19 protein-coding genes and 3 pseudogenes are annotated in these 26,191 nt (G+C 36.1%); 17 read left to right on the forward strand and 5 right to left on the reverse strand.

Features of this window, described 5'->3' with window-relative positions; genetic code table 11:
• The first annotated feature begins 146 nt into the window (after window positions 1-146).
• From MHB44_RS07205 to MHB44_RS07240, 8 genes are all read left to right on the forward strand, one after another.
• The gene (locus MHB44_RS07205) at window positions 147-818 is read left to right on the forward strand and encodes a GntR family transcriptional regulator (protein WP_341302164.1); all 672 of its coding nucleotides are present in this window, start codon (window positions 147-149) and stop codon (window positions 816-818) included.
• A gap of 337 nt (window positions 819-1,155) precedes the next feature.
• Window positions 1,156-2,622, forward strand: a complete 1,467-nt coding sequence (locus MHB44_RS07210) for a 4-hydroxyphenylacetate 3-hydroxylase N-terminal domain-containing protein (protein WP_341302165.1) — start codon at window positions 1,156-1,158, stop codon at window positions 2,620-2,622.
• A gap of 28 nt (window positions 2,623-2,650) precedes the next feature.
• Window positions 2,651-3,442, forward strand: a complete 792-nt coding sequence (locus MHB44_RS07215; protein ID WP_341302166.1) for a carbon-nitrogen family hydrolase — start codon at window positions 2,651-2,653, stop codon at window positions 3,440-3,442.
• The gene (locus MHB44_RS07220; RefSeq protein ID WP_341302167.1) at window positions 3,442-4,116 is read left to right on the forward strand and encodes a DUF2848 family protein; all 675 of its coding nucleotides are present in this window, start codon (window positions 3,442-3,444) and stop codon (window positions 4,114-4,116) included. The genes MHB44_RS07215 and MHB44_RS07220 overlap by 1 nt, the downstream gene beginning before the upstream one ends.
• 1 nt (window position 4,117) lies before the next feature.
• On the forward strand, window positions 4,118-4,834 hold the full coding sequence (locus MHB44_RS07225; protein ID WP_341302168.1) for a hypothetical protein: 717 nt from the start codon (window positions 4,118-4,120) through the stop codon (window positions 4,832-4,834).
• Between the two features lie 206 nt (window positions 4,835-5,040).
• Window positions 5,041-5,907: an FAD synthetase family protein gene (locus tag MHB44_RS07230; protein WP_341302169.1), complete on the forward strand. Its 867-nt coding sequence runs from the start codon at window positions 5,041-5,043 to the stop codon at window positions 5,905-5,907.
• A gap of 53 nt (window positions 5,908-5,960) precedes the next feature.
• On the forward strand, window positions 5,961-7,292 hold the full coding sequence (locus MHB44_RS07235) for an MFS transporter (protein ID WP_341302170.1): 1,332 nt from the start codon (window positions 5,961-5,963) through the stop codon (window positions 7,290-7,292).
• A gap of 174 nt (window positions 7,293-7,466) precedes the next feature.
• Entirely contained in the window at window positions 7,467-7,940 is a 474-nt protein-coding gene (locus MHB44_RS07240; protein WP_341302937.1) for a flavin reductase family protein, read from the forward strand.
• A gap of 94 nt (window positions 7,941-8,034) precedes the next feature.
• Here MHB44_RS07240 and MHB44_RS07245 read toward each other — a convergent pair.
• Window positions 8,035-9,608 (reverse strand): IS3 family transposase gene (locus tag MHB44_RS07245; RefSeq protein ID WP_341302171.1). Its coding sequence is split into 2 segments (ribosomal slippage): window positions 8,035-8,975 and window positions 8,975-9,608, totalling 1,575 coding nucleotides; the frame shifts between segments, so codons are not numbered across the junction.
• A gap of 498 nt (window positions 9,609-10,106) precedes the next feature.
• On the opposite strand from MHB44_RS07245, the gene MHB44_RS07250 reads away from it, so the two are divergent.
• The 6 genes from MHB44_RS07250 to MHB44_RS07275 all read left to right on the forward strand — a co-directional run bounded on the left by MHB44_RS07250 (window position 10,107) and on the right by MHB44_RS07275 (window position 18,620).
• A complete protein-coding gene (locus MHB44_RS07250) occupies window positions 10,107-13,547 on the forward strand; it encodes a kelch repeat-containing protein (RefSeq protein WP_341302172.1) in 3,441 nt (1,146 codons plus the stop codon).
• A 244-nt stretch (window positions 13,548-13,791) separates the two neighbouring features.
• On the forward strand, window positions 13,792-14,658 hold the full coding sequence (gene folE2, locus MHB44_RS07255) for a GTP cyclohydrolase FolE2 (RefSeq protein ID WP_341302173.1): 867 nt from the start codon (window positions 13,792-13,794) through the stop codon (window positions 14,656-14,658).
• A 17-nt stretch (window positions 14,659-14,675) separates the two neighbouring features.
• A complete protein-coding gene (gene dcd, locus MHB44_RS07260) occupies window positions 14,676-15,212 on the forward strand; it encodes a dCTP deaminase (protein ID WP_053994214.1) in 537 nt (178 codons plus the stop codon).
• 78 nt (window positions 15,213-15,290) lie between these two features.
• Window positions 15,291-16,487, forward strand: coding sequence for a GTP-binding protein (locus MHB44_RS07265; protein WP_341302174.1), 1,197 nt, complete (start codon window positions 15,291-15,293; stop codon window positions 16,485-16,487).
• A 1-nt stretch (window position 16,488) separates the two neighbouring features.
• Complete coding sequence (locus tag MHB44_RS07270; protein ID WP_341302175.1) at window positions 16,489-17,412, forward strand: GTP-binding protein; 924 nt, start codon at window positions 16,489-16,491, stop codon at window positions 17,410-17,412.
• Window positions 17,413-17,438: 26 nt separating this feature from the next.
• Complete coding sequence (locus tag MHB44_RS07275; RefSeq protein ID WP_341302176.1) at window positions 17,439-18,620, forward strand: GTP-binding protein; 1,182 nt, start codon at window positions 17,439-17,441, stop codon at window positions 18,618-18,620.
• A 120-nt stretch (window positions 18,621-18,740) separates the two neighbouring features.
• On the opposite strand, the gene sufU is transcribed toward MHB44_RS07275, so the two are convergent.
• Window positions 18,741-19,172 carry a Fe-S cluster assembly sulfur transfer protein SufU gene (gene sufU, locus MHB44_RS07280; protein ID WP_341302177.1) on the reverse strand — a complete coding sequence of 144 codons (432 nt, stop codon included), beginning with the start codon at window positions 19,170-19,172 and terminating at the stop codon, window positions 18,741-18,743.
• Window positions 19,173-19,317: 145 nt separating this feature from the next.
• Here sufU and hemB point away from each other — a divergent pair.
• Window positions 19,318-20,305, forward strand: a pseudogene (gene hemB / locus MHB44_RS07285) (porphobilinogen synthase).
• A gap of 120 nt (window positions 20,306-20,425) precedes the next feature.
• The gene (locus MHB44_RS07290) at window positions 20,426-21,328 is read left to right on the forward strand and encodes an NAD(P)/FAD-dependent oxidoreductase (protein ID WP_341302178.1); all 903 of its coding nucleotides are present in this window, start codon (window positions 20,426-20,428) and stop codon (window positions 21,326-21,328) included.
• Window positions 21,329-21,742: 414 nt separating this feature from the next.
• Here MHB44_RS07290 and MHB44_RS07295 read toward each other — a convergent pair whose 3' ends face one another.
• Complete coding sequence (locus tag MHB44_RS07295; RefSeq protein WP_341302179.1) at window positions 21,743-22,870, reverse strand: IS4 family transposase; 1,128 nt, start codon at window positions 22,868-22,870, stop codon at window positions 21,743-21,745.
• A 526-nt stretch (window positions 22,871-23,396) separates the two neighbouring features.
• On the opposite strand from MHB44_RS07295, the gene MHB44_RS07300 reads away from it, so the two are divergent.
• The gene (locus MHB44_RS07300; RefSeq protein WP_161804055.1) at window positions 23,397-23,570 is read left to right on the forward strand and encodes a hypothetical protein; all 174 of its coding nucleotides are present in this window, start codon (window positions 23,397-23,399) and stop codon (window positions 23,568-23,570) included.
• 63 nt (window positions 23,571-23,633) lie between these two features.
• Here MHB44_RS07300 and MHB44_RS07305 read toward each other — a convergent pair.
• Both MHB44_RS07305 and MHB44_RS07310 read right to left on the reverse strand, forming a co-directional pair.
• Window positions 23,634-24,768: pseudogene (locus MHB44_RS07305) on the reverse strand (IS3 family transposase).
• A 210-nt stretch (window positions 24,769-24,978) separates the two neighbouring features.
• Window positions 24,979-26,115: pseudogene (locus MHB44_RS07310) on the reverse strand (IS110 family transposase); the annotation flags it as partial.
• Between the last annotated feature and the right edge of the window lie 76 nt (window positions 26,116-26,191).

Genomic DNA, 26,191 nt, shown 5'->3' on the forward strand with positions numbered 1-26,191 from the left:
AAAATTTCAGAAAAAATAAAAAATATTGACTTCTATAAGTAGTTTTTCGTATTATGTATACATAAAACATAAAGAGTTTAAACCATTCATATAAATTCAAATTTTTAATGGAGTATGGTAAAGACTTAGTAAAAGGACGGATTAATATGGAAGAGGTTCAATTAAAGCCAATAGCAAAAGAAAAAACAACTCAAGATAAAGTTTATAAACAAATTAAGAAAGCTATATTATTTGGTGGGATTACAAGTGACGAAATTTTTACGGAAGTGCAATTAGCAGAAACACTCAATACTTCAAGAACACCAGTAAGAGCAGCTATTCAAGATTTGGTAAAAGAAGGTTTGCTTGTGGCGATTCCAAGAAAGGGAATGACCGTAAAAAAAATTACTAAAGAGGAACAGGATGAAATCTTTTTAGTAAGAAGTGCTATTGAAGTGGAAGCAGTAAAAAAGCTTATTGAAATAATTACATCGACTGAGCAGCTGAAATCATTGAAAATAATTTTAAAACAACAAGAGGAAGCATTGGAAAATGATGATGCGATTAGATTTATTGAGCTAGACCATGAGTTCCATCTATCTCTTACAAAGCTGGCTAAATTCACGATCATTGAACAAATTTTAACGAATCTTCACAATCTTACTCAGCTTATTGGGCTGAGAGCAGTGAGGAAGCCTGGGAGAATGAGAAGTGTTCTAATTGAACACCAGCAGATTGTACAAGCTATAGAGGAAAAAAATCCTGAATTAGCTTCAAAGATGATTGTAAACCATTTAGAAAATACAAAAGAAACATTAGTAGTTATTGATAATTCCTGATAGGTAAAATGTTTTGAAGGGGGGTGTTAAGGAAGTGTACCACTAACTTTAGTGGAGGGAGAACTTCCCATTATAAGGAAGTTCTTATGCAAGAGGGCTTTTGTCTCGATACTATTTAACGGATGCTTCAACTTCGAATGAGCTAGATGTTAGTAAATATGTTGTGGCATTTGTAAATTAATTTGCTTGAATGAAAGCGCTTGCTTCTAAGCATTTGTTGTAGTATAAAATTTTGAGGGAATCAATGTATACACAATACAGTATGCGGAGTGCTGAAAAGGGAGTTAATGATTCATTAAAAACATCTATTTATTTAATACACGAGGAGGAATTAAATATGGTTAGAACAAGTCAAGAGTATTTAGAGGCACTGAAAGATGATCGAGTGATCTACATAAATGGAGAAAGAGTCAAAGATGTAGCCACACATCCTGCCTTTAAAGGAATTACAAATACGATTGCTGGTTTATATGATTTAGCATTAGATGACTCGCAAAATATGACTTATACAACAGAGGATGGCACACTCGCAAACAAAATTTATATGATCCCGAAGAGTCGTGAAGAACTAAAGGAACGAAGATTAGCGATTTCTAAATGGTCTCAAGCAACTTGCGGTTTTGTAGGCAGAAGTCCTGATCATGTTGCTAGCTTTTTAGCCTCATTTGCTAGTTCACCCGAGGTATTTGAACGTGGTGGAGAAGGTTTTGGAGAAAATGTTGTCAATTTCTATAAGCATGTGCGCGATAAAGATTTATATGTAACATATGTTATCATTCCACCACAAATTGACCGAAGTAAAGCAGCTCATGAATTGGAAGATAAATTTCTCCCAGTGGGTGTTTATGAAGAAAAAGAGGACGGTATTGTTGTAAGAGGTTCTCAAATGCTTGGTACAGCATCAGCAGTATCTGATTATTTATTTGTAAGTTGTCTTACTCCACTGCGACCTGGTGATGAAGACTACGCTGTATCCTTTGTATTACCAATCAATGCTAAAGGGCTAAAATTCTATGCGAGACCTAGCTACGCTGACAAATCACCAAGCACATTTGATTATCCATTATCTTCTCGTTTTGATGAAAGTGATTCATTAGTTGTTTTTGATGATGTATTTATTCCGTGGTCAGATATTTTTGTTTACAAAAATATTGATATTGTAAGAGCGCAGTTCCATGAAACGCCGGCCCACGTATTAGGTAATAATCAAGCCCAAATAAGATTTAGTAATAAATTGAAATTTTTAATTGGTGCGGCTCGAAAAGTGACAGCAATGAACGGGATAGATAAAATTCCTTCTGTTCAAGAAAAGCTAGGTGAATTGGCATCTATTGCAGCTTCTGTCGAAGGTAACCTTTTAGCCTCTGAATATAATTGTACCATTGATAAAAATGGTGTAGCACGACCAGATCCGCGTTTCCTTTACGGTGTAGTTGGTCAACAGGATATTATTTATGCATCAGTTATTAGAATTTTAAGAGAGCTATGTGGTGGAGGCGTTTTACAATTACCTTCTTCCTATAAAGAACTGATCAATCCTGAGACGAAAGATGATATCTATCAATATATACGTTCTACAGGCGTAGGTGCTGAGGAGAAAATTAAATTATTTAAGTTAGTATGGGATATCATTGGATCAGAATTTGGAGGGAGACATCAACAGTACGAAATGTTCTATAATGGCGCACCGTTCGTTACGAAAGGCTATTCATTTAGAAATTATGGATATGAAGAACCTGTGAGAATGGTTGAGACATTTTTAGAAAGTTATTCTCTCCCTACACAAGTGGAGGAACTCGTTTAGGAAATATAGATAAAAGGATGTTGAAAAAATGAAGATTGCATCAATACAATTAGAGATTAAAGATAATGAATCTAAAAACGCTCGTATAGATCGTGTGGAAGCAATGATTGATAAATTAAAGGGTCAAGATTTAATTGTTCTACCTGAAACATGGGCAACTGGGTACTTTGCATTTGATCGATATGTTGATGAATCGGAAGAAATAAATGGAGATTTTGTACAGCGATTCTCTTCAAAGGCAAAAGAAATTCGTTCTTATCTATTTGCAGGCAGCTTTATAGAAAGAAATAATGGAAAATTCTATAACACTAGTGTTTTATTTTCTCCAGAAGGTGCACTTATTGGAACCTATAGAAAAATGCACTTATTCCGTTACGGTTCACAGGAGGGGCAAATTTTAACAAGAGGCAATGAAACAACTGTAGTAGATACAGACTTTGGGAAGGTAGGATTATCAACTTGCTATGATTTACGTTTTCCTGAATTGTATCGTGCACAAGTAGATTTAGGAGCAGAATTACTTCTTGTTACATCTGCTTGGCCACATGCTAGATTAGAGCATTGGAAAATATTTAATATGGCTCGAGCATTAGAAAACCAATGTTTCTTGATTTCGAGTAATTGTGTAGGTAATACACATGGCATCCAATTAGGTGGTCATAGTCAAGTGGTTGATCCTTGGGGAATTGTAATGGCAAGTGGAGGCGATGAAGAAACGATTGTAAAAACAGAAATTGATCCATCTCAAATCGCTTCTATTCGTGATGCTTTTCCAAATTTAAAGCATCGAGTTTTAGATAAACAGGAGGAATTAATTTAATGAATATTCATGTTTCCGGAGAGCATATAAGTGTAAGCCCAAAACGACTACTTATTGCTGGTTACACGGGGAAGGATCAGGCATCTGTAAAAAAACATATTGATGAATTAAGAGAGATTGGCGTGCCAGCTCCTCCACAAGTTCCAATGATTTATGATATTTCAACAAATCTTCTTACGACAAGTCAATCTATTTCAGTTGTCCAAGAAAGTAGTAGTGGAGAAGCAGAAGTAATTATTATGAGTGTTGACGGAAAATGGTATGTAGGACTTGGGAGTGATCATACGGATCGTGAACTTGAAAAAGTGTCTATTCAGAAATCTAAACAAGTTTGCAGCAAGCCTATTTCTGCACAGTTCTGGCCTTTAGATGACATTGAAAGCCGCTGGGATAACATTGAAATGAGAAGCTGGATGATTGTTGATGGTGATAAGAAAGAGTATCAAGCAGGAACACTCGGAGAATTCCTCCAGCCCAAAGATTTACTTAAAATTATAGAAGAGCGTGGATACTACAGTGAGGATATGGTTGTATTTTGTGGAACGCTTCCTATTATAACTGGTGAATTTATTTACGGTGATGGTTTTTCAGCAGAATTATATGATCGTTTAACGGACAGTAAAATCCAATTAAATTATAAGGTTCATATTTTGACAGATGCGGAGGTCGTATAACATGAGAAAATCAGAAATAGAAGTTACGATTAAGCCTGAACACGAATTTATTGATTATAAAACGTTTGAAGCAACTCCGTCAAAAACAGTGAAAGGGTCAGCACAACGAATTATTGCACAAATTCCAGGTACTGAAGTTGCGACTCGTATCCTTGAGCTAGGAGCAGGAACAGATACATCTCCAGATGGCGTACAAATCCATGACTTCTGGGAAGAACTATACATTATAGAAGGATCATTAATCGACTTACGTCTAAACGAGGAATTTACGGCGGGAATGGTTGCGTGTCGTCCTCCTGGTATGGAGCATGGACCATGGAAATCACCAAATGGCTGTAAAATTTTCGAAGTTCGTTATTATGCAGACCAGGAAAAAATGGAACATGAATTTGTTGATTATAAAACGTTTGAAGCAACTCCGTCAAAAACAGTGAAAGGGTCAGCACAACGAATTATTGCACAAATTCCAGGTACTGAAGTTGCGACTCGTATCCTTGAGCTAGGGGCAGGAACAGATACATCTCCAGATGGCGTACAAATCCATGACTTCTGGGAAGAACTATACATTATAGAAGGATCATTAATCGACTTACGTCTAAACGAGGAATTTACGGCGGGAATGGTTGCGTGTCGTCCTCCTGGTATGGAGCATGGACCATGGAAATCACCAAATGGCTGTAAAATTTTCGAGGTTCGCTATTACTCTACTAACGAATAAGCAATTAAATAATATAGAAATAGAAGCTAATTAGATGGGGTGAAGAATCTCATCTAAAATGCCTCTGGTACGAATATATATATGTGAAATTAGACAAAATTCTGCACTTTTTATCGTTCTTTAATGTATACACAATACAGTATGCATTAAAGGTGTAGAATTCGTTTCTCTCATAACGAAATAGCTTGTAAGGAAGGTGAAGCACAGTGGAAATTTTACATTTAACACATCCAATGAATGAGCCATTAGGCGTTCAAGAACCTCATGTAATGGCTTTAGGTTTTTTCGATGGTGTTCATTTAGGTCATCAGTTTTTATTGCAGCAAGCAAAGAAAATCGCCAACAAAAAAAATATAAAATTAACTGTTATGACCTTTGATCCTCATCCTAGTGAGATCATCAAACGTGAATCAGATAGAAAATATTTAACCCCATTGGCTTCCAAACTTGAAGAAATGTCTAAGTTTGGTGTAGATAAAGTTTTTGTAATGAAATTTACATTGCCGTTCGCTTCACTTTCTGCAAGCGAATTTATTAAGCAATATATAATAAATCTCCATGCAACCCATATTGTTGTGGGCTTTGATTTCACTTTTGGTTGTAAAGCTCAAGGCAATGTAGATTATTTACGACAGGTCAGTATGTACAATCCCTTTGAAGTGACAGTAATTTCAAAAAGGGTTACGAATGATAATAAAATAAGTTCAACGTTAATTAGAGCGTTAATAAGTGAAGGTGATGTTCATTTAGTACCGTTCTATTTAGGGAAACATTATGAAATGAATGGGGTAATAAATTTTCCCATGAATTTGTATACACAACAGAAGTTAAGTAATATTGAGTTTCAAATTCATGGGAAGTATGTTTTGCCGAAAAGAGGCCTCTATAAAGTCGAAATTACGAATGGGATCAGAACCATTCAAGGTTTCTTTAAGCATACTAGCCCTCATAACAATCGTTTTGAACTAAGCAGTAATAAACTGGAACAATTGAAAGAAGGGCATCAAAAAGAAATTACTGTTAAATTTTTTAACAAAGTAGCCTCTATGGATACTATACCTATTTGGAATTAAAGCTTATCTACAAATCTGTATTTAAAAATCAAATAGTTGGGGGAATGTGATGAATGAGAAAAGAACAATCAACTGCAAGTTCCCGAAAAGTATTATTCGCTAGTTTAGTGGGCAGTACAATTGAATTTTATGATTTTTTTCTTTATGGTACCGTGGCAGCGCTTGTTTTCAATAAATTATTTTTCCCAAGCCATGATCCATATGTAAGTCTATTACTTGCTTATGCTTCCTTTGGTGTTACATTTTTTATTCGCCCTCTTGGTGGTCTCATTTTTAGCCATATGGGCGATAAATTTGGAAGAAAAAATACCCTTGTTATCTCCCTTCTATTAATGGGGATTTCAACAGTATGTATAGGTTTGCTACCAACATATAGTACAATCGGAATTTTAGCACCCATTCTACTTGTATTCTTACGACTCTTACAAGGGGTTGCTGTTGGTGGGGAATGGGGAGGAGCTGTTCTCTTAGCAGTTGAAAATGCACCGAAAGAAAAACGAGGATTCTACGGAAGTTTCCCTGCGATGGGAATCCCTCTTGGTATGTTACTTGGAACAACAGCTATTTCAATAATGACTTTACTACCAGAGGGACAATTTCTTTCATGGGGATGGAGAATTCCTTTTTTACTAAGTGCAGTTTTAGTAATTACTGGTTTATGGATACGCCGTGGTATTGAAGAAACCTCAGCCTTTAGTGAAGAAAAACAAAAAGGAAATGTTGTGAAAATTCCTCTTGTTGAGACACTACGTTATCATTGGAAAGCTGTGTTAATTTCATTAGGAGCAAAATGTGTTGAAGTGGGTCCATTCTATCTATTCACAACATTTTTTATCTCCTATGCTACAGACAGCATAGGTTTCTCAAGGACTACAGCATTAAACATTATTACTGTTGCAACTATTGTAACAACATTATGTATTCCAATAATGGGGAAATTATCGGATGTATTGGGCCGTAAACGTGTATTCATGATGGGAGCAGCTGGCATTGCTCTCTTCTCGTTCCCTTATTATTATTTATTGGCAACAGCCTCAACATTTTGGGCTTATGCCGTTTCCATTATTGGCTTAGGTATTCTATGGTCTTCCATTGCAAGTATCATTGGCACAATGTTTACAGAAATGTTCAGTACGAATGTTGGCTATACGGGAATAACACTTGGCTATCAAGCAGGCTCGGCATTATTTGGGGGAACTGCTCCTATGATCGCTACTGTCTTACTAAGTGCTTATCATAACTCTTGGATTCCACTCGCTATTTTTATTGCGATCCTTTCAGTAGCTTCTTTTATCTCTGTCACATTTTTACGCAAGGCGCCAGTGATGGAAGAGAGCCTAGTAGATGATCAATCATTACCTCAGAAAGAACTGGTTATTAAATAGTTAGGTTGAAAAGGTAGTTAATTTTATTTCTGAATCTTATGAAATAAAAAATTGTACGTCTTTGGATATCCGTATCCAAGGTCCTTAAATCAATGGGAAGTCACGATAAAATTATTTATAGCTCATTTTAAATCTATAATAAAACACTTTTAATTTTAAGGAGGAAGTCAAATGATGGATGATAGAACTTTTAGAAATGCAATGGGTAAATTTGCTACAGGGGTAACAGTAATTACAACAGTTATAGAGGGGGAAGCACATGGTATGACAGCAAATGCATTTATGTCGGTATCGCTTGACCCAAAATTGGTGTTAATATCAATTGGTGAAAAAGCTAGAATGCTAGATAAAATTAATACGTCAGGCAAATTCGCTGTTAATATATTGTCAGAGGAACAAAAAGAACTATCAATGCATTTTGCGGGACAAATTAAAGAAGAACGTCAAGTTGAGTTTGAGTGGTTAGATGGGTTACCAGTAGTAAAGAATGCCTTGGTAAATATTGTGTGTAATGTTCATAGTAAACAAATTGCAGGAGATCATACACTTTTTATTGGCGAAGTAACTGATATCGTTATGAGTGAAGGGTCACCACTTGCCTTTTATGAAGGGAAGTATAGCACAGTTAATCAGCTAGTAAGCTTATAAAAACTATACACTCTTGAACTGCACCTCACTTGTTAGACACTATTTAACATGAAGTGCTCCCCGTCAAGTAGACAGTGGAAATAATAAAAATACTTTATGCGGCTTGATCCCTGAATTCCAAGGGGCTCAAGCCGTTTAATTTTTCTTGATAGCGCTCTGAATTATAAAACGAAATGTATCCTACAATTGCTTTTTTAAGCGCTTCATATGTATCATATTTATTTAAATAGTATTTTTCGCATTTGAGCGTACCCCAAAAAGCCTCGATTGGTCCATTATCGATACAACGTCCCACTCTAGACATACTATGTACTATCCCAGCATCATCTATCATCTGTTTGAAAAGTTTTGAAGTATATTGATAACCGCGATCGCTATGAATAAGGGGATGCTCATCCTCTTTTAATTTTTGTATAGCTGGCGTCATCGTTTGAAAAACAAGTTTATTGTTATTCGAATGACCTAATACATAACTCACAATTGAATTATCGTATAAATCAATAATGGCGCTTAGATAAGCCTTTTTTCCATTCCCATATTTAAACTCCGTGACATCTGTACACCACTTTTGGTTTGGTAGGTCTGCTTCGAACTTGCGACTAAGTATATTTTCTGCTACATAATCTGGATTTGATTTACGATATTTTTTTCGTTTTCGACGAATCACCGATTTTAATCGACACATTTTCATCAAACGATAAATACGCTTTTTGTTCACCATCATTTGATGATTTTCTTTTCGCTGACGATTGATGGTCAACGTCGTACGACGATAGCCATATATACCCTCTACTTGTTGGTAAAGGTGATGAATCGCGTTTAAAATGGCTTCATTTTCAACCTCTCTATTAGAGGGCTTGCGATTGAGCCACTTATAGTAAGCAGCGCGCGAAACACCAGCGATTTTACATAGTAAAAGAATCGAAAATTTCTCCTCTTGGTGTACTTCTTGAATCGCTACATAGCGTTGTTGTAAGCGAATTTGGCTTAGCGACGCCTCCTTTCGATTTCCTCTAACTTTTTTAAGAAAAGATTTTCTGCACGTAATCGTTCATTTTCACGTTCCATACGTTGGAGTTCTAAACGAAACTTGTCTTCAGTGCTTAACTCTTCTTCTAACTTTGTAAGACCACGGCGATCTTGTAAGCCTAACTCTCCGGATTGTTCGAATTTTTTTACCCATTGATATACTTGCTGGTAAGAAACCGCATATTGTTCAGCTATTACTTGATATTTTTTACCGTTGGCAATACAAGCTTGTGCTATTTCAATTCGCTCTTGTACTGTTGTCTTTCTACCTTTAGTCATAGTTTTGCTCATTCCTTTACCTGAATCTTTTAATTCACTATGACTAGTATACTTTTTAATCCAATTTCGCAAAACGGTTGTACCAGAAAGTCTATATTTTCTAACGGTTTCTCTTAATGAATAACTTCCGGAAATATAGTCTTGAACAGCTGCCAGCTTTAATTCTTTAGGGTATGTATTATGATGTTTACTTCTGTTAAGGATATCCTCTCCAAAAAACAAGTAATTATTTTGCCAATCTTTGATCGTTCGAGAATCAACTTTATACAGTTCAGCCACCTCATTAAGAGTAAATTGGCTATTTTCATAAAAATTTAGAATCTCTAACTTTTCTTCTTTTGAAAAGCTATATTTTCTCATAAAAAATCTCCCCAATAGGTAAACAGATTTTATTTTTTAATCTGTCTACTTATTGGGGAGCATATCAACAAGTGAAGGTGCAGTTCATTTTGATGTATGTCTGTTAAAAGTTTCGTATAGTTTTAAACAAATTTAATAATAAACGAGCACTTTATAAGTTAGATACTTGTGATACTTTTACATTTTCCTTACATATTATATAACTTTTCCTCTCCCCTAAAACCGTATAAAAATCCACAAGAGATTTGAATTTCCGAATCGATTAGATTAACAATATAACAGAATGTCTTGTTAAGTACGAGATGAGTAGAATAGATAAAGTTTTTGTACGTGACTTCTTTTAACAATTTGAGTATGTTAAATTTTTTTAACAATTAATAATATACTGATTATGCTATAATTTTTTTATTAATTTCATCAAAAAAGTAGGAGGAAAATAGAGTAATTATAGTTCCTAGGTTTTTATTTACTGAATATATCAATTATTAGGGGTGTTATATGAAAGTTAATTTTAAACGTTTATTTATAGTTGTAGTAATTTTTTTATTAGGTCTAACTTCATTTTCTAATGGGGCTTCTGTTTTTGCTAATACGGATGACAAGCGCCAACTTTTATCATCTGCCCCCTTAGATGGGAATAGAATTATCATTATGGGTGGAAATGATGGCTTAACTCATCTAACCTCCACTAAAATTTATAATTTAACGACAAGCACATGGGATGTAGCAGCAAATATGAATACAGCCCGATTTAGCCATGCAGCTGTAAGGCTTCAAAATGGCATGATTTTAGCTACAGGGGGAAATCGTTTCGAGGATGGTGTCTTACAATCGGCAGAAATATATGATCCTTTAAACAATACATGGTCGGAGTGTGCGCCAATGTCTATAAAACGTGCTAGCCATGCAGCTGTGACTTTGCCGAGTGGTGAGGTATTGGTAACTGGCGGCGGAAACGATGAAGAGGATTTGAAATCTACCGAGATTTATAATCCATCTACTGATACTTGGACATTAGGTCCTGATATGGGCGCAACTAGAAAGGAGCATAGTGCAGTGTTGCTGGATGATGGTAGAGTCATGGTAATAGGAGGGACAGTCAATGGATCCATGTCGAGCAGTGTTGAAATATATGATCCGATCCTTAATAGTTGGTCGGCTGGAACTAGCTTGCCTCAACCTAGATATGTGACAGCTGCGGTAACAGCAGCAGACGGCAGAGTGTATGTAATAGGTGGATTTGATCCCAATTATGTACTGCTAAATTCTGCAGTTGTTTATGATTCAGAAACAAATACTTGGACGGAAAGTAGTAATTTTATGAGTCCAGGCCGCCTTGGTCACACTTCTTCAGCATCCTTAAATGGAGAAACTATTTTTGTAGCAGGAGGGTCAGGTAATTCGGGTCCTATCAATATAAATAATGCTGAAACGATCAAACCGAGCTTGCGTGTCTATAAACCTCAAACGAGCATAGCTGGTAGTCATGTGCCATGGGGAACGGCAATTGCGTTGACATCAAAGACACAGGGGGCTGTTATTTATTATACAACAGACGGAAATGATCCGACTATTAATAGTGCTGTTTATAGTGAACCCATTCAATTGGATCATCCAATGACTGTTAAAGCAATTGCTATGAAGGAAGGCTGGATAGCAAGTCAAGTAATGTCTGAAAGCTACACCGTTTCAAATGCTAATAGTACAATTAGTCCTACTACAGCTACTTTTGATAAGAACCTTACAAATAGTGCAGATGTTATAACGACAATGTCGCTAAATGGTAACATTTTGGATAGTATTGCAAACGGCAGTAATTTATTAGTAAAGGATATTGACTATTTTATTGATGTGCAAAACAATGTGACAATCACAAAAGAATATTTATCCTCACAACCAGTTGGGACAACAAATTTAACCTTTACATTTAGCGATGGCTTACCAATGAATCTAGCTATAGCAGTTCAGGATACAACGATAATCAATACACCACCTACTATGGCTGATATTACAAAGACAACTCCTGCTAATACACCTGTTTCAGCTATAGCGACTGGCTACGATGCGGATGATCATCCATTGACGTACAGCAAAGGTAGTGAACCAACAAATGGAACAGTAGAAGTGAATGTGGACGGCGTATGGACTTATACACCGAATAGTAATTTTGTAGGAATGGATACCTTTACAATTCAAGTAGATGATGGACATGGTGGAATAATTACGGGTACAGTGACGATTCATGTAGCCCAGCCTACTTTTACTATTATGTATGATGGTAATACCAATACAGGTGGAAGTGTCCCAACCGATTCTACTCAATATTTAGCAGGAACAACAGCAACAGTAGCTGGCAACGTAGGTAATTTAGAAAAAACAGGTTACAGGTTTGTTGGCTGGAATACCAAAGTTAATGGGACTGGTACAACCTATATAGCTAATAATACATTCACAATTGGCAGTACAAATGTAATCTTATATGCAAAATGGGAAGCTCTAACTCCCCCATCTACCTCCTATCCAACAGGGAATGATGGGGCTACAGATCCTTCTTCACCTTCTCCTACAACAGAAATGATTGTTGTCAATGTAGATGGTGAGAATGGTTGGAATTTAACTAAAACGCCAATTACTCGAACAACAGAACCAGATGGAACGCTAAAAGATAAGGTTTCATTGACAGAGAAAATTGCAAAAGAAACTGTAGAAAAGGCGAAAGAACAGGGTCTTGATACAGCACGGATTGTTATTCCAGATAATGAAGATAAAGTGAAAGAAGTACTTGTTGAGATATCAAAGATAGCATTGGAAGAATTAAACAAAGGTAAGCTAAAACTTGAAATTGCAACAGCAAATGCGATCATTTCCATTCCGACAGCCTCTATTATAGATTTCAATGATAATCTCTACTTCCGAGTAATTCCTATTAAGTCAGAGGAAGAACAGAAAGAACTTGAAAACCGAGCGAAGTCAGAGGAAATTGTTCAGCAGGTGGCTCATCAACAATCCGTACAGGTGATAGGACGTCCAATGGAAATTGCAACAAATATGCAAAATAGAGAAGTATCCATTGTTCTTCCATTAAAAGAAAGCCTGCCATTAAATGCAGAAGAACGTACAAAAATACTAGCTAATTTAGGCGTCTATATTGAGCATAGTGACGGCACAAAAGAATTAATGAAGGGCACTCTTGTAAAAATGAACGATGGTACTGAAGGAATACAATTTACAGTTAATAAATTTAGTACCTTTACGTTAATTTACATGGAAGAGGGCGAGCAAAATAATAACAGCCAGGTACTATTACATGAGCCATACATTAAAGGGTACGGTGCAACATTCCGCCCCAATGAGCATATTACAAGAGCACAAATGGCAACAATGCTTGGACGTAATTTAAAAATTGTGTCCACAAATATTTCTGATTATTCGGATGTTCCTTCAACTCATAGTGCCTATCAAGAGATTATGAAAGTAAAACAAGAAGGCATTATGCTTGGTACAAATGAGAATCAATTTAATCCGAACGGTTCAATCACACGTGCTCAAATGGCGGAAATTGCCTATCGTTGGATAAAAAATGAATGTCAACGTGATGAAAATACATTTGATAGCTGTGCAAAGCTTGTATCCCTACACAAAGGAAGCTACAAGGATGTAACAGCGACTCATTGGGCATTTGAGTCCATTCAATTTATGAAAGTATCCAACTTTATGATTGGCTATGAGGACCAGACATTCCGTCCTGATGAAAAACTAACAAGAGCCCAAGCAGTGAAGGTATTAAACCGCTTATTTAAACGTGGGCCATTAACGGGTGTAACAACCTCCACATTTATTGATGTTCCAATCACTTATTGGGCTTTTGAAGAAATCGAAGAAGCTGTAAGAAGTCATACAATGCAGTTAAATGCAGAGAATCATGAAATTTTGAAGTAAGAAAAATGCTAAGGATTGACTTGAAATTAATGTTCAAGCAATCCTTTTTACTATTTTCATCTATGTTTTTATTAAAATAATCAAGGAGTTGACGGATGTATAAAATCGACATAGGGAAGGAAGCATTTAAGAGAGAATAACACTATTTATGAAAATAGTAATGATTACTATTTTCTTTTATGTTACCATATAAAAGTATTAAAAATTAACTTAAATTTGATAAGTGTTGAAAAGGAGTTCGTAAATGTTGAAAGTAGATACGATTAATCACAAGCTGAAAACTCTATTTCATAGTGATGAAGCTTTTCTAAATCAGCAAGAAGGCTTAAAGGATGTGCAGCAGCAAAAGGAGAATTTTGAGTTTGACATTCAAGAAGTAGGGATATCGAATGTCAAATTACCGATTATTTTAAAGGAACAAGAGAGATTACAGACTCCTTTAGCAACAATCAAACTCACAACATCTTTAAAAAGCAATGAGCGGGGTACACATATGAGTCGGCTTATTCAAAATCTTGAACTGTATTTAGCAAAGCCATTGACATTGCCATTATTAAAAGAATTAGTCCAACAAATAGCCTATTCGTTAAAGCAAGAGCGTGTTGATTTAGCAATTGATTTTCCATGGGTTTTTGAAACAACTAGTCCCGTTACACAATTAACAAGCATGCAGCATGCTAATCTACAGCTAAACATTCGCTATGATAGTCACCAGACAATGGAGCTATGGGTTGCGATGAAAATAGGGGTTACAACGCTATGTCCATGCTCTAAAGAAATAAGCATCTACGGTGCACATAATCAGCGTGGCTTTATTACAATGCAAGCGAAGGTAGATGAAACAGCAATTAGTGACAACTGGAAACATGACTTAAAAAACATTGCTTTATCGAATGCCAGCGCCCCTATTTATAATGTCTTAAAACGTGAGGATGAGAAATTTGTGACGGAGGAAGCCTATCAAAATCCAAGGTTTGTTGAAGATTTAGCGCGATTGGTGGCAGCGGATTTGGAAGAAGTACACTGGATTAAACATTATAAAGTGACTTGTGAAAATGAAGAATCCATTCATTTACACAATGCAATTGCTGTCATTGAAAGCAATAAATAACGTAAGGTGGGGGATAGATGGTACTTTCAGATCAAACAATACAAAGCTTACTTAATAATGCATCTATGAAAATTCAACCATTAGGAACAAAGCAAATACAACCTGCTTCTGTCGATTTAAGATTGGGTAATCATTTTTTAAAGGCTATGCCTAATGAAGATAATTGCTTTAATATTGCTCAAGCAATGGCGTATGAAGAAATAATAGCAGAGAGGATGACTATCCCTCCAAAATCCTTCCTGTTAGCGACAACGAAAGAATATATAGAGTTGCCGAATTTTTTAACAGCCTTTGTGGAGGGAAGGAGTTCTATAGGAAGAATGGGCTTATTTATTCAAAATGCTGGCTGGGTTGATCCTGGCTTTGCGGGGCAAATCACGCTGGAATTATTTAATGCCAATGATACAGCAGTCGTTATAGAAGAAGGGATTCGAATTTGCCAGCTCGTCTTTGTTAAAACAGATCTACCTGTTGCAAATGCATACAATGGAAAATACAAATATCAAAAGAATGCAGTAGGCAGCAAAATTTATTTAGATCAAGATAGAGAATAAAAACTTGCAATATGATTTGTTTTATGATTTACTTTGTAAGTGTTAAATCGTAATAATTACTATTTAAGGAGATTCCTTATGAAAAAAATACCAGTAACAGTGCTTAGCGGCTATTTAGGTGCGGGAAAAACAACTATTCTCAATCATATTTTACAAAATGAAAAAAATCTTCGAGTGGCTGTCATTGTCAATGATATGAGTGAAATTAATATTGATGCAGAGCTAGTGGAAATGGGCAGCGGCATCTCTCGTACAGAGGAGAAGTTTGTGGAGCTGTCAAATGGCTGTATTTGCTGTACATTGCGTGAGGATTTATTAATTGAAGTACAGAAATTAGCGGAAAGAGGCAATATCGATTATATCGTTATTGAATCAACAGGGATTAGTGAGCCAATTCCAGTGGCACAAACATTCTCGTATATTGATGAAGAATTAGGCATTGATTTAACAGCTACATGCAAGCTAGATACGATGGTGACAGTTGTAGATGCTAATCGTTTTTGGCATGATTTCCAATCTGGCGAAAGTCTATTGGATAGAAAGGAAGCTGTTGGAGAGTTAGATGAGCGAGATGTTGCCGATTTATTAATTGATCAAATAGAGTTTTGCGATATTCTACTCCTAAATAAATGTGATTTAGTAGATGAGGAAGAATTAGAGAAGCTTGAGAATGTCATTCGAACATTGCAGCCTGAAGCTAAAATTATTCGCACGATTAACGGCGAAATTGACCCTTCAGAAATATTGAATACCAAACGCTTTGATTTTGAAAAGGTATCAAATTCCGCAGGCTGGTTAAAGGAATTGCAGCTAGGACATGAAAATCATACACCTGAAACAGAGGAATATGGTATTAGCTCGTTCACATATACAAGAAGACTACCATTTCATCCAGAGCGCTTTAAAGAATGGGCAGAGCATATGCCAAAATCAATCGTGAGAGCAAAGGGGATTGTTTGGAGTGCAGCGCATAATGATATCGCTATTCTTTTATCGCAGGCAGGCCCTTCTGTCAATATTAACCCAGTATCCTATTGGGTAGCTGCTTTACCAAAGCATCAGAAAGAGCAAATACTACAGCAAAATCCCGCCATTCAAGAGGATTGGGATATGGAGTACGGAGATCGTATGACGAAAATCGTTATTATTGGAATGGATTTACCGAAGGATGCTATTGTCAGCAGCTTAGATAAGTGCTTATTAACAACGGATGAAATGATGGGGGCATGGGACAAGCTTGCAGACCCATTTGGCTGGAAGATTAGTGGTAGATAGTATGCTTGATAAGATAGAAATTGTGATCTTAAGTGGTTTTTTGGGCAGCGGTAAAACGACATTACTACAAAATTTATTAGCGCAAGAGCAGCAAAGGAATCGTAAAGTTGCTGTCCTGATGAATGAAATAGGGCAGGTATCCATTGATCGTAACTTATTAAATGACCATACACCTCTTGAAGAAATTATCAATGGCTGTATTTGCTGTACAAGCAAAACACAGCTTGAAAATGCTTTATTAACCCTTTATGTGCAAGAAAAACCAGACGTAATCTATATTGAGGGCTCTGGCATAGCACATCCAATGGAAATTTATGATGCATGTCTATCACCAGTAATTGCTCAAAATATTATAGTTAAAAGCATCATCACTGTAGTAGACGGAAATATATGGTCTGGAAAACATACATTAAGCTTGCGTATCCAAAAATTGCTGGAAGAGCAAATTCGATATGCTGATCAAATTGTTATTAATAAAGTAGATTTATTAACAAGTGGGCAGTACAACCAAATTGTAGAAGATACGAAGCAATTAAATCCACATGCTATGCAACATATGACAACATTTTCAAGATTAAATGTAGTGGACATCATTAATAGGGATCAAAAGAGCCTGTTGAGCCATGAAAAGCTACATGTAACAGAGCATTTACATGTTTCAAGCCTCACTTATACATTTGACAAACCGATTAATCGGGACCTCTTTATAAAATGGTTAGAACAATTGCCTGTAAGTGTTTATCGAATAAAAGGTTTTCTAAAGTTTTTAGATGATGTAAATAGTATCGCCTTATTTCAATATGCATTTGGTGTACCTTTTTTCTACAGAGAAGAAATGAATTTACCATTAAACCTTGTCATTATTGGTGAAAATTTAGCTAAGGATTTACTAAAGGAACAATTAAATCAGTTAGAGCAATATTAACATTTGAAGGGAAGTAATCGTACAGTATGACTAAAATACCTGTTACTGTGCTAAGTGGCTACTTAGGTGCAGGAAAAACGACGATACTCAATCAATTATTAGCAAATAGAGATGGTAGAAAAATAGCCGTTATCGTCAATGATATGAGTGAAATTAATATTGATTCACAGTTAATTAAGGAGCAAGGCTTTTCTAGGACAACAGAGAAGCTAGTGGAGTTATCGAATGGCTGCATTTGCTGTACATTACGTGAGGATTTAATGATTGAAGTGGAGAAGCTAGTGGCAGCAGGCGACATTGATTCAATTGTTATTGAATCAACAGGGATTAGTGAGCCAATACCTGTCGCTCAAACATTTTCCTATATTGATGAGGAAACAGGCATTGATTTAACACCCCATTGTCGATTAGATGCTATGATTACTGTAGTAGATGCTAATCGTTTTTGGCATGACTATGAGAGTGGCGAAACGTTACTAGAGCGAAAGCAAACAGATGATATTTACGATCAACGTGATGTATCCGATTTATTAATTGATCAAATTGAATTTGCGGATATTATTTGTGTGACAAAAGCAGATTTAGTGACGCCTGAATATCTTGAGGTTCTGCAAGCATTTTTGTTAAAGCTAAACCCAGATGCTGAACAACATATCGTGAAAAATGGCACTATTAAACCTGAATTATTATTAGATCGTCACTTATTTGATTTTGATAAAGCAAGCCAAGGTGCTGGTTGGATTAAAGAACTGAATGAAGAGCATGTTCCTGAAACTGAAGAATACGGCATCTCTTCATTTGTGTACCGAAGAAGACGACCATTTCATCCACAGCGCTGGTATGAGTGGCTAGATCAGTTACCAGTTGAAATTGTTAGAGCAAAAGGTTTCTTTTGGCTAGCTACAAGGGATATACCTGGCATATTATCGCAAGCAGGAGCTTCTATTCAATTCCAAGGAGCTGGTGAATGGATTGCCGATTTACCTCAAGAGCTTCAGGAGGCTGAATTGAAGGAGGACCCAGCATTAAGAGCGCGTTGGGATGAAACATACGGTGATAAGCAAACGGAATTGGTTTTTATAGGCATAGAGCTTGATCGTGAAGAAATTGAAAGTGAACTTGATAAATGTTTATTAACAGATGCTGAAATGATGGAGGATTGGCAACAATTTAGTGATCCATTACCTAAATTTATTGTCAGCAATTGAGGGAATGGGCTTTGCATTAGCAGAGCCCTTTTCATCATGTTGAAAAATAAAGTTGTTCATAAAAGTATAGAAGGGGTGATTGTCGTAATGGAAATCACCCCTTTGCTATTAACATCATTTTTATGATGATGAAAGAGAAGCGACTAATTTATTGAATGCTTGCCAAGGAAAGAGCACACAATTATGTCTAGCAGGCAATTGATTTAAGTTGGCAAAAATATTTAATTCATCCATAGCTTTTTCGTCTATTATCTCATTGCTGATAATTAAGCGATAGAATAGCACCGAGGCGCACTTTACCTCCTCAAAAGTTTTACCCGTAGCATATTCAATAAATAAATTTGTCGATGCCATACTAAGAGAACACCCTTCTCCTACAAATGAAAGATGAATAATTTTGTCATCAAGAACATGTAAGTATAATGACATAATGTCCCCACAAGTGGGATTTTTAAAGTTTATCTGGTGTGTATACACCTGAGGCTTATAGCGGTATTTGTAATTTTGAGCCAATGAGATAATTTCTGCTTTATATATTTGGTCTAAATTCATAATAGAATTTCCTCCTAATGAAATAATGATTAGCTGTAGCCCTTTAAATTAAATTTCTTGCAAATATAAAATAATATTGCTACTCTATGATAGTAACATTTTTGAAAAACGTAATCATTACTATTTGAAAAAAGGAGTTATTTTTATGAATCAATTTAAAAGACATCGTCGTTTAAGAGCCTCAAAGGAAATACGTGCGCTTGTACAAGAAACGACGATTGATATAAATAAATTAATCTATCCTTTGTTTGTTGTAGAAGGGGAGAATATAAAAGAAGAAATTCCAAGTATGCCTGGTGTATATCATTTATCATTAGATCAATTATTACTTGAATTACAGGAGCTTCGTTTTTTAGGATTAAATAAAATAATATTATTTGGCATTCCAGAGGTTAAAGATGCATTAGGCAGTGGGGCATTTCAGAAAGATGGCATTATCCAGCGTGCTACGCGATTCATTAAAGAAAATTATCCTAATTTTTTAGTGATTGCTGATACATGTATTTGTCAATATACAACGGATGGTCATTGTGGTTTATTGCAAGATGGTGTCATTGTAAACGATGAAAGCTTAGAAATTCATAATCAAGTGGCTTTATCACAGGCTATTGCTGGAGTTGATATAGTAGCACCATCAAGTATGATGGATGGATTTGTAGCCTCGATTAGAGCTACATTGGACAATAATGGTTTTGAACATACGCCAATTATGTCTTATGGGATAAAATATAGTTCTGCTTTTTATGGACCATTTAGAGATGCTGCTGAAAATGCACCGTCTGGTGGAGACAATAGAGATACATACCAAATGAATCCTGCCAATAGATTGGAAGCAATAAGAGAACTAGCGTCTGATATAAAGGAAGGAGCAGACTTTATTATTATTAAACCAGCATTAGCATATTTAGATATTATTAGAGATATTAGAAATAATAGTAGTTTACCTATTATTGCTTATCAGGTTAGCGGAGAATATTCCATGCTTAAAGCAGCCGCTATCAATGGCTGGATAGATGAACAGCAAGTAGTAGAAGAAACCTTTCTAAGTATGTTTAGAGCAGGAGCTGATGCCCATCATCACATATTCCGCTAAAGATTATGCTAAATGGCTACATAATAACAGAGCAACGTAGAAATAACGTTGTATAAAAATTTATATTTAGACGTATTCTTATTTGTAGTAATATTTTTTTACTTGAATTATAGATAATAAAGGTCTGTAATATATATTTTGAAAATGGAGGAACACAGTGATGAATAAATATGATTGTATTGTGATTGGTGGCGGACCTGCTGGATTAAGTGCAGCCTTAACTTTAGGAAGAGCGCGTAGAAAGGTTGCTCTATTTGATAATGAAACAAATCGCAATCGTGTGACACAAGCATCACATGGCTTTTTAACGAGAGATGGTATTACACCGTTAAAATTTAAAAGCATTGCGATGAAGGAATTGGAGGCTTATCCTACTATTTCAGTTTTGCATCAGACAGTTATTGCTATCAAGAAAGAAGAAACTAATTTATTTTTAGTGCAAACTGCCAATAATGAGTCTTATTTATCCGAAAAAATACTATTAGCTAGTGGTATACAGGAGGAGTTCTTTCTAGCACAGATTCGACAATATTATGGTAAAAGCTTATTTAGTTGCCCTTATTGTGATGGCTGGGAGCTGAAGGAAAAACCGTTGGCTATACTAGCAGAGAATGAAGAACATATTCAGCATATGACTAAATTGGTTTATAATTGGTCACAGGATTTAATGGTGTTTACAAATGGCAATCCATTATCCAATGAAATTCACCATGAATTTGAACGGAGGAAGATTAAAATTTATACAGCTCCTATTAAAAAATTACATGGCGAGCATGGTAACTTGCAGAGCATTGAATTAACAACAGGTGAAAATATTGCAAGAAGTGGTGGCTTTGTCGTGCCAAGCTTTACGCGTCCAAATAAATTTGCAGAACAATTGCACTGTCAACTTGATGAAAACCAGTGTATTATGGCAGATGGCGCTGGACAAACGACAGTGAGCGGCGTATATATTGCAGGTGAAACTAAAAAGGTAGCTCCGTCTTCGTTAATGATTGCTGCTGCTGAAGGGTTTAAGGCTGCCGTAAGCATCAATATGGATTTGATAGTAGAAAGGTTTTAATGAGTTTAGACTGACTTATTGATAAATTGAACTTAAACTATAGCAGAATAGTTTGAAAAGATTTTTTTGATGGTATTTACTTCTATCAAAGGAACCTTTTAATGGGCTAGTCGGGTTTAAAAATGATACCCAATTAACGGAATATGAATACCCCCATGCCAATGCTTATTGGCATAGTTCATATAACACGCCGAAAATGGCTGAAGGCATTGAAAAAACTGGACTACATTCGGAATTTGTGAAAAAGTTAAATGGATCCTCACGTAACCTTAATGATTATCGTACTCATTGGTTTGATTAAAATTCTAGTTCACTTTATACAAAGAAAGAATTTAATAAGAAAAGTGATTAAGAAACTTTGAGCTGCTCTTTATTTGTAAATGAATTATTGTCACATGTGTTGATTAACCAAAATCATCCAATATCTATCTGATAAAGCGCTCTCTGAAATTCAATTATTTCTTTCAACTCAATGCGCCATTCAAGCGGCAGGGTATCCCAAAGAAACTGGCGTGTGAAACCAGCGAAAGACAGGCGTTTGCAGTTCTTTTTCTTATGGCATTCTGTTTGTAAAAACTTCAGTAACACGTAGGCAATTAATGCTGCGAATAGCTGACTATACACCGCATTTTCAGTCGTGCCAAATAACACTGGGATGTTCAAATTCTGCTTGATCCAACGAAAGAACGATTCGATGGCCCAGCGTTCTTTGTACATGCCGGCGATTTCTTCAGCGGTTACGTTACGCATGTTGGTGACCACACGAACGAGGTTACCTTCATCATCGGTAAATTCTACGATACGATGACGTTTGATCGTTTGTTTTTGGGGTGTGCCCAGAATACATGTGAAATCAGCGCAGACATTTGAGCCTTTTTTCGCTTTTCGTTTCAATGATTTTTTACGGCTTAAATGAATGTTTTCCTTTAAACGAATGACGAAATCTTGCCCTGTTTGTGCGTAACAATCGGCTTTATCTATCGAAAAATAAGCACGGTCTGCCACGAGAATGAAGCGCTTGTCCGCCAGCTTTTCGCCGATTGGACCATCGTGTTTCAAGCCCGTTGTTTCCACGACTTTGAGCGGCATCTCAGTCGCATTCGTGAAGCTAACATGCAGTTTAATGCCTGAACGTTCACCGTGATATAACGCCCATGGTAAGCGGTTTTTCCCAACTGTCATCGTTGTTGAATCGATTGCCAGTAAGTCTTTTTTTAGCTTTAATTTGCGTCGTGCGGCACGGTTCAAACGGCCCACAATGATATTAAAAATACGTTTGACCATCTGATAATTGAGTTCGTCCAAACGTTTCGAAAGCGTGGAATGATCCACTGATTTCAAGCCCTGTGCAGAAGCGACATCCGCTGCGTGACGCAAGCTTTTCCATTCAAACGCCGCAGCACCAACTAAATAGCTTAAAAGTGTTGGTACATCACATTTACGAGCCGTATCTTCAAAGCCAAATTCAGCAAGAATCCCTGCGATTTCGTCCTGTGAAATAAAGTTTTGAGGGTACGTGAAAATCGTGGTATTCTTAGCCATGAGAGATTCCTCCTCGTAAAAGTTGGTGTGGTAACTTACATTTTACACGGAATCTCTCTTTTTTGTTCTATTTTATTGGTAGAAATTAGTTAATCAACAGACGTGAATTATTGTCTTATTAATTATGGGATACCGTAGTGAGAATGCAGATTTACAATGCTAAGCCTACTTTCTTGACGGTACTCTAACTAAAGAACATAAATCCTGTATATTACCGGTTAATCCAAATAATGTATGAAAAATACTCCGTAGGTTACAAACATGTTTTTGGGAAAATAATAATAAGATAATAGTTTTCTCATTAAGTATTTTAGATTTTAATCACTAAATTCACTTAATCTATTATGACAGGTGGTGATTAAGGTTTGGCTAAAATACGAAATTGATGGCGGTAAAAAAGGCTGATGAGTCTTGTTGTCTATATGAGGTAATGTTTCATTCGGAAACAAGATATCTCTTATACTCACAATATTGTGAAAAAAACTATCTGTAATTGCTAATAAAATAAAAAAGGGAGTGTGAAATAATGGAAAATAATTCAAATAACCTAGAACCAAAAGCAATTAATGAAGGTCCATATTATATAACTTGTGAAAATAAAAACCGTAATTGTTGTTATACAAACGCAGACTGTTTGAATCAATATAAAGTGTTTATTGATGGAAGAAAAGTTGCTTATGGATGCTGTCAACCATTATAAAAAGTAAAAAAGGAAGGGTATCTGGGACTGACCCCTATATATAAGATAGGGATCAAAAAAGCATTATCCAACCAGTTGGCGGTACTGAACTGGCGACTGGTTGTTTAGTTTCGTTTGTATTCGGATATAGTTATAATAATTTATATAGTCTTTGACAGTTTGCTCTACGATGGTCGTTGTAGTACGCTTTAAATTGTCTAAGTAGAACGTTTCAGACTTTAATGCAGAATGAAACGATTCAATAGGAGCATTATCAGCGGGTGTATCTTTACGGGACATGCTCATGGTAACGCCTTTTCCTTTTACAGCTTGTTGATAACGATAAGATGTGTATACCGAGCCTTGGTCACTATGCAACGTAGAACCTTCAGGCACATGGTTTAGTTGGGCTAATATATGCAACACAAAATCCGTATCTTGACGCTCACTAATTGAATAAGCGATAATTTCGCCATTATATAAATCTTGAATACTTGAAAGATACAACTGTTTCTGACCAAAAGGCAAGTAAGTAATGTCGGTAACGAGCTTTTGTAAAGGTGCGGTTGCCATAAAATCGCGATTGAATACATTAGGGGCGATATAGCAAGGTTGTCCAGTTTGTTTACGTTTTTTCACTTTCACGCGACATGGCCAACCATATTTTTGCATGATACGTTGTACATTCTTATGATTCACGCCTATTTCTTGGCGTAAGAGTGCCGTAATTTTTCGATAACCATATCGAAATTTATGTGCACGGCAGAGATGACCAATCCATCGCTCTATGGCCTGATGATACCCGCCATCAGTAGATGCCTGTTTCCAACGATAGTAGGTAGATCGTGCAATCCCTAAGTGTGTACATATATCCTTTACGCACATCCCTTCAACTGTACAGCTACTTCTCCAACCGCTTCCTCTCCAACTCCACGTACTTTTTTAAGACCTCAATCTGTTGCTTTAAATAACGGTTTTCAGCTTCTAATTTTGCTTGTTCACTCGCATACTCTGGCCCTTTATGAAACGTATATTGTTTACCGACAGGTTGTTCAAATCGATGGGTTTCTCCATTTTTATACCAACGCATCCATGTTTCCACCCGTGTTCGATGCCGTATATTTCATTCATTTAAAATCTGTTTCATTGGTATACCTGCTAGTCGCATCTCAATAGCTTTCATTTTTATTTCATATGAATAACTCATTCTTGTACTCATAGAAAAAGCACCTCCTAATTGAAGTTTAGGTTTCTAAACCCGAATTCAATCGAAAATGCTTTTTTCTGTGAAAATAAATAATGCCTTTGTTTTTTGAATATTATTAAGTGGACTAGGTCATTCTATAAATAACGAAAAAAGCCAATGAGAAAGCAAAGGTACCTGTCGGAAGGTATCTGGGTTTATAACTTTTGGTTTTTGGTTAAACGAAACCAATTGTGGTTCTTTATATGGCTCCTTGTTCAGTAGCATGGAGTAAATAATTCGAAGCATTCGATGCGAAATCGCAACGAGTGCTTTTTTCTTGCCTCTTCGTGCTGCGAGTGACCAATATTTGTTCGCTAACCAACGATTTCGACTTCTTGAAACTGCCCAAGCTGCCTCACACATGGCCGATTTAATGTGTGGATTTCCCTTAATAGAACGCGTACTTTTTCTTTTTCCTGCACTCTCATGATTACCAGGAGATACGCCTGCCCATGAAGCAAGGTGTTGTGATGTGGGAAACTGATTCATGTTTACACCGATTTCTGCAATGATAACTGCGGCAGTATCTTTTTTTATACCTGGAATTGTCATTAATAATTGAAGTTCTTCATGATAATTTTGTAATAGTTGATTAATCCGTTCTTCAATTTCTAAAACCAATGACTCCAAATATTCAATGTGTCGCCAAGATTGGCGAATAAGAAATAGTTGATGTTCATTGAGTGTTCCAAATAAAGAATCGGTAATCAATTGTTTTTTAGGGGCTAACCTTCCATGAATATTCTTTTCGACATCGGCTTTATCTACATAACCTTGTTCAATTAATCGATTTAGTAATTTACGCCCGGATACGCCAAATACATCTGAAATCACAGTACTTAGTTTGACATTTGAACTTTCTAATACTTTTTGAATGCGATTCTTTTCAGAAGTTAAATGACCAATCCACTTTTTCCGAAGTCTTGTTAAATCTCTGAGTTCTCGAATCTCCACGGGTGGAACAAAACTCTTTTCAATCAAGCCATGACGTAATAACTTCGCAATCCATTCTGCATCTGAAACGTCTGTTTTTCTGCCAGGAACGTTTTTGATTCGTTGGGCATTCGCAAGTGTAATATCAAAAAAGTCCTCCAAAATATTAAATACAGGTTTCCAATACACACCCGTACTCTCCATCGCAATATGTGTAACTTCATGGCTTTCTAACCATTTCAATAGACGAAACAAATCTTTCGTGAGCGTAGGGAAAGTTTCTGTTTCTTGATATACTTCGTTTTCGTGTCTCCCTTTTAAAACGCAAGCAACAATTGTCTCAGAATGCACATCTAAGCCTGCACAATTCTTAATAAATACCTCCATAAAAATCACTCCAAACAATAAAGATCACAAACAGTGAGTGAATTTGAAAATAAGCATTTTTCTGTACGTAGTCATC

Source organism: Lysinibacillus sp. FSL H8-0500 (genome assembly GCF_038051955.1).
Classification (GTDB): Bacteria; Bacillota; Bacilli; order Bacillales_A; family Planococcaceae; genus Lysinibacillus; species Lysinibacillus macroides.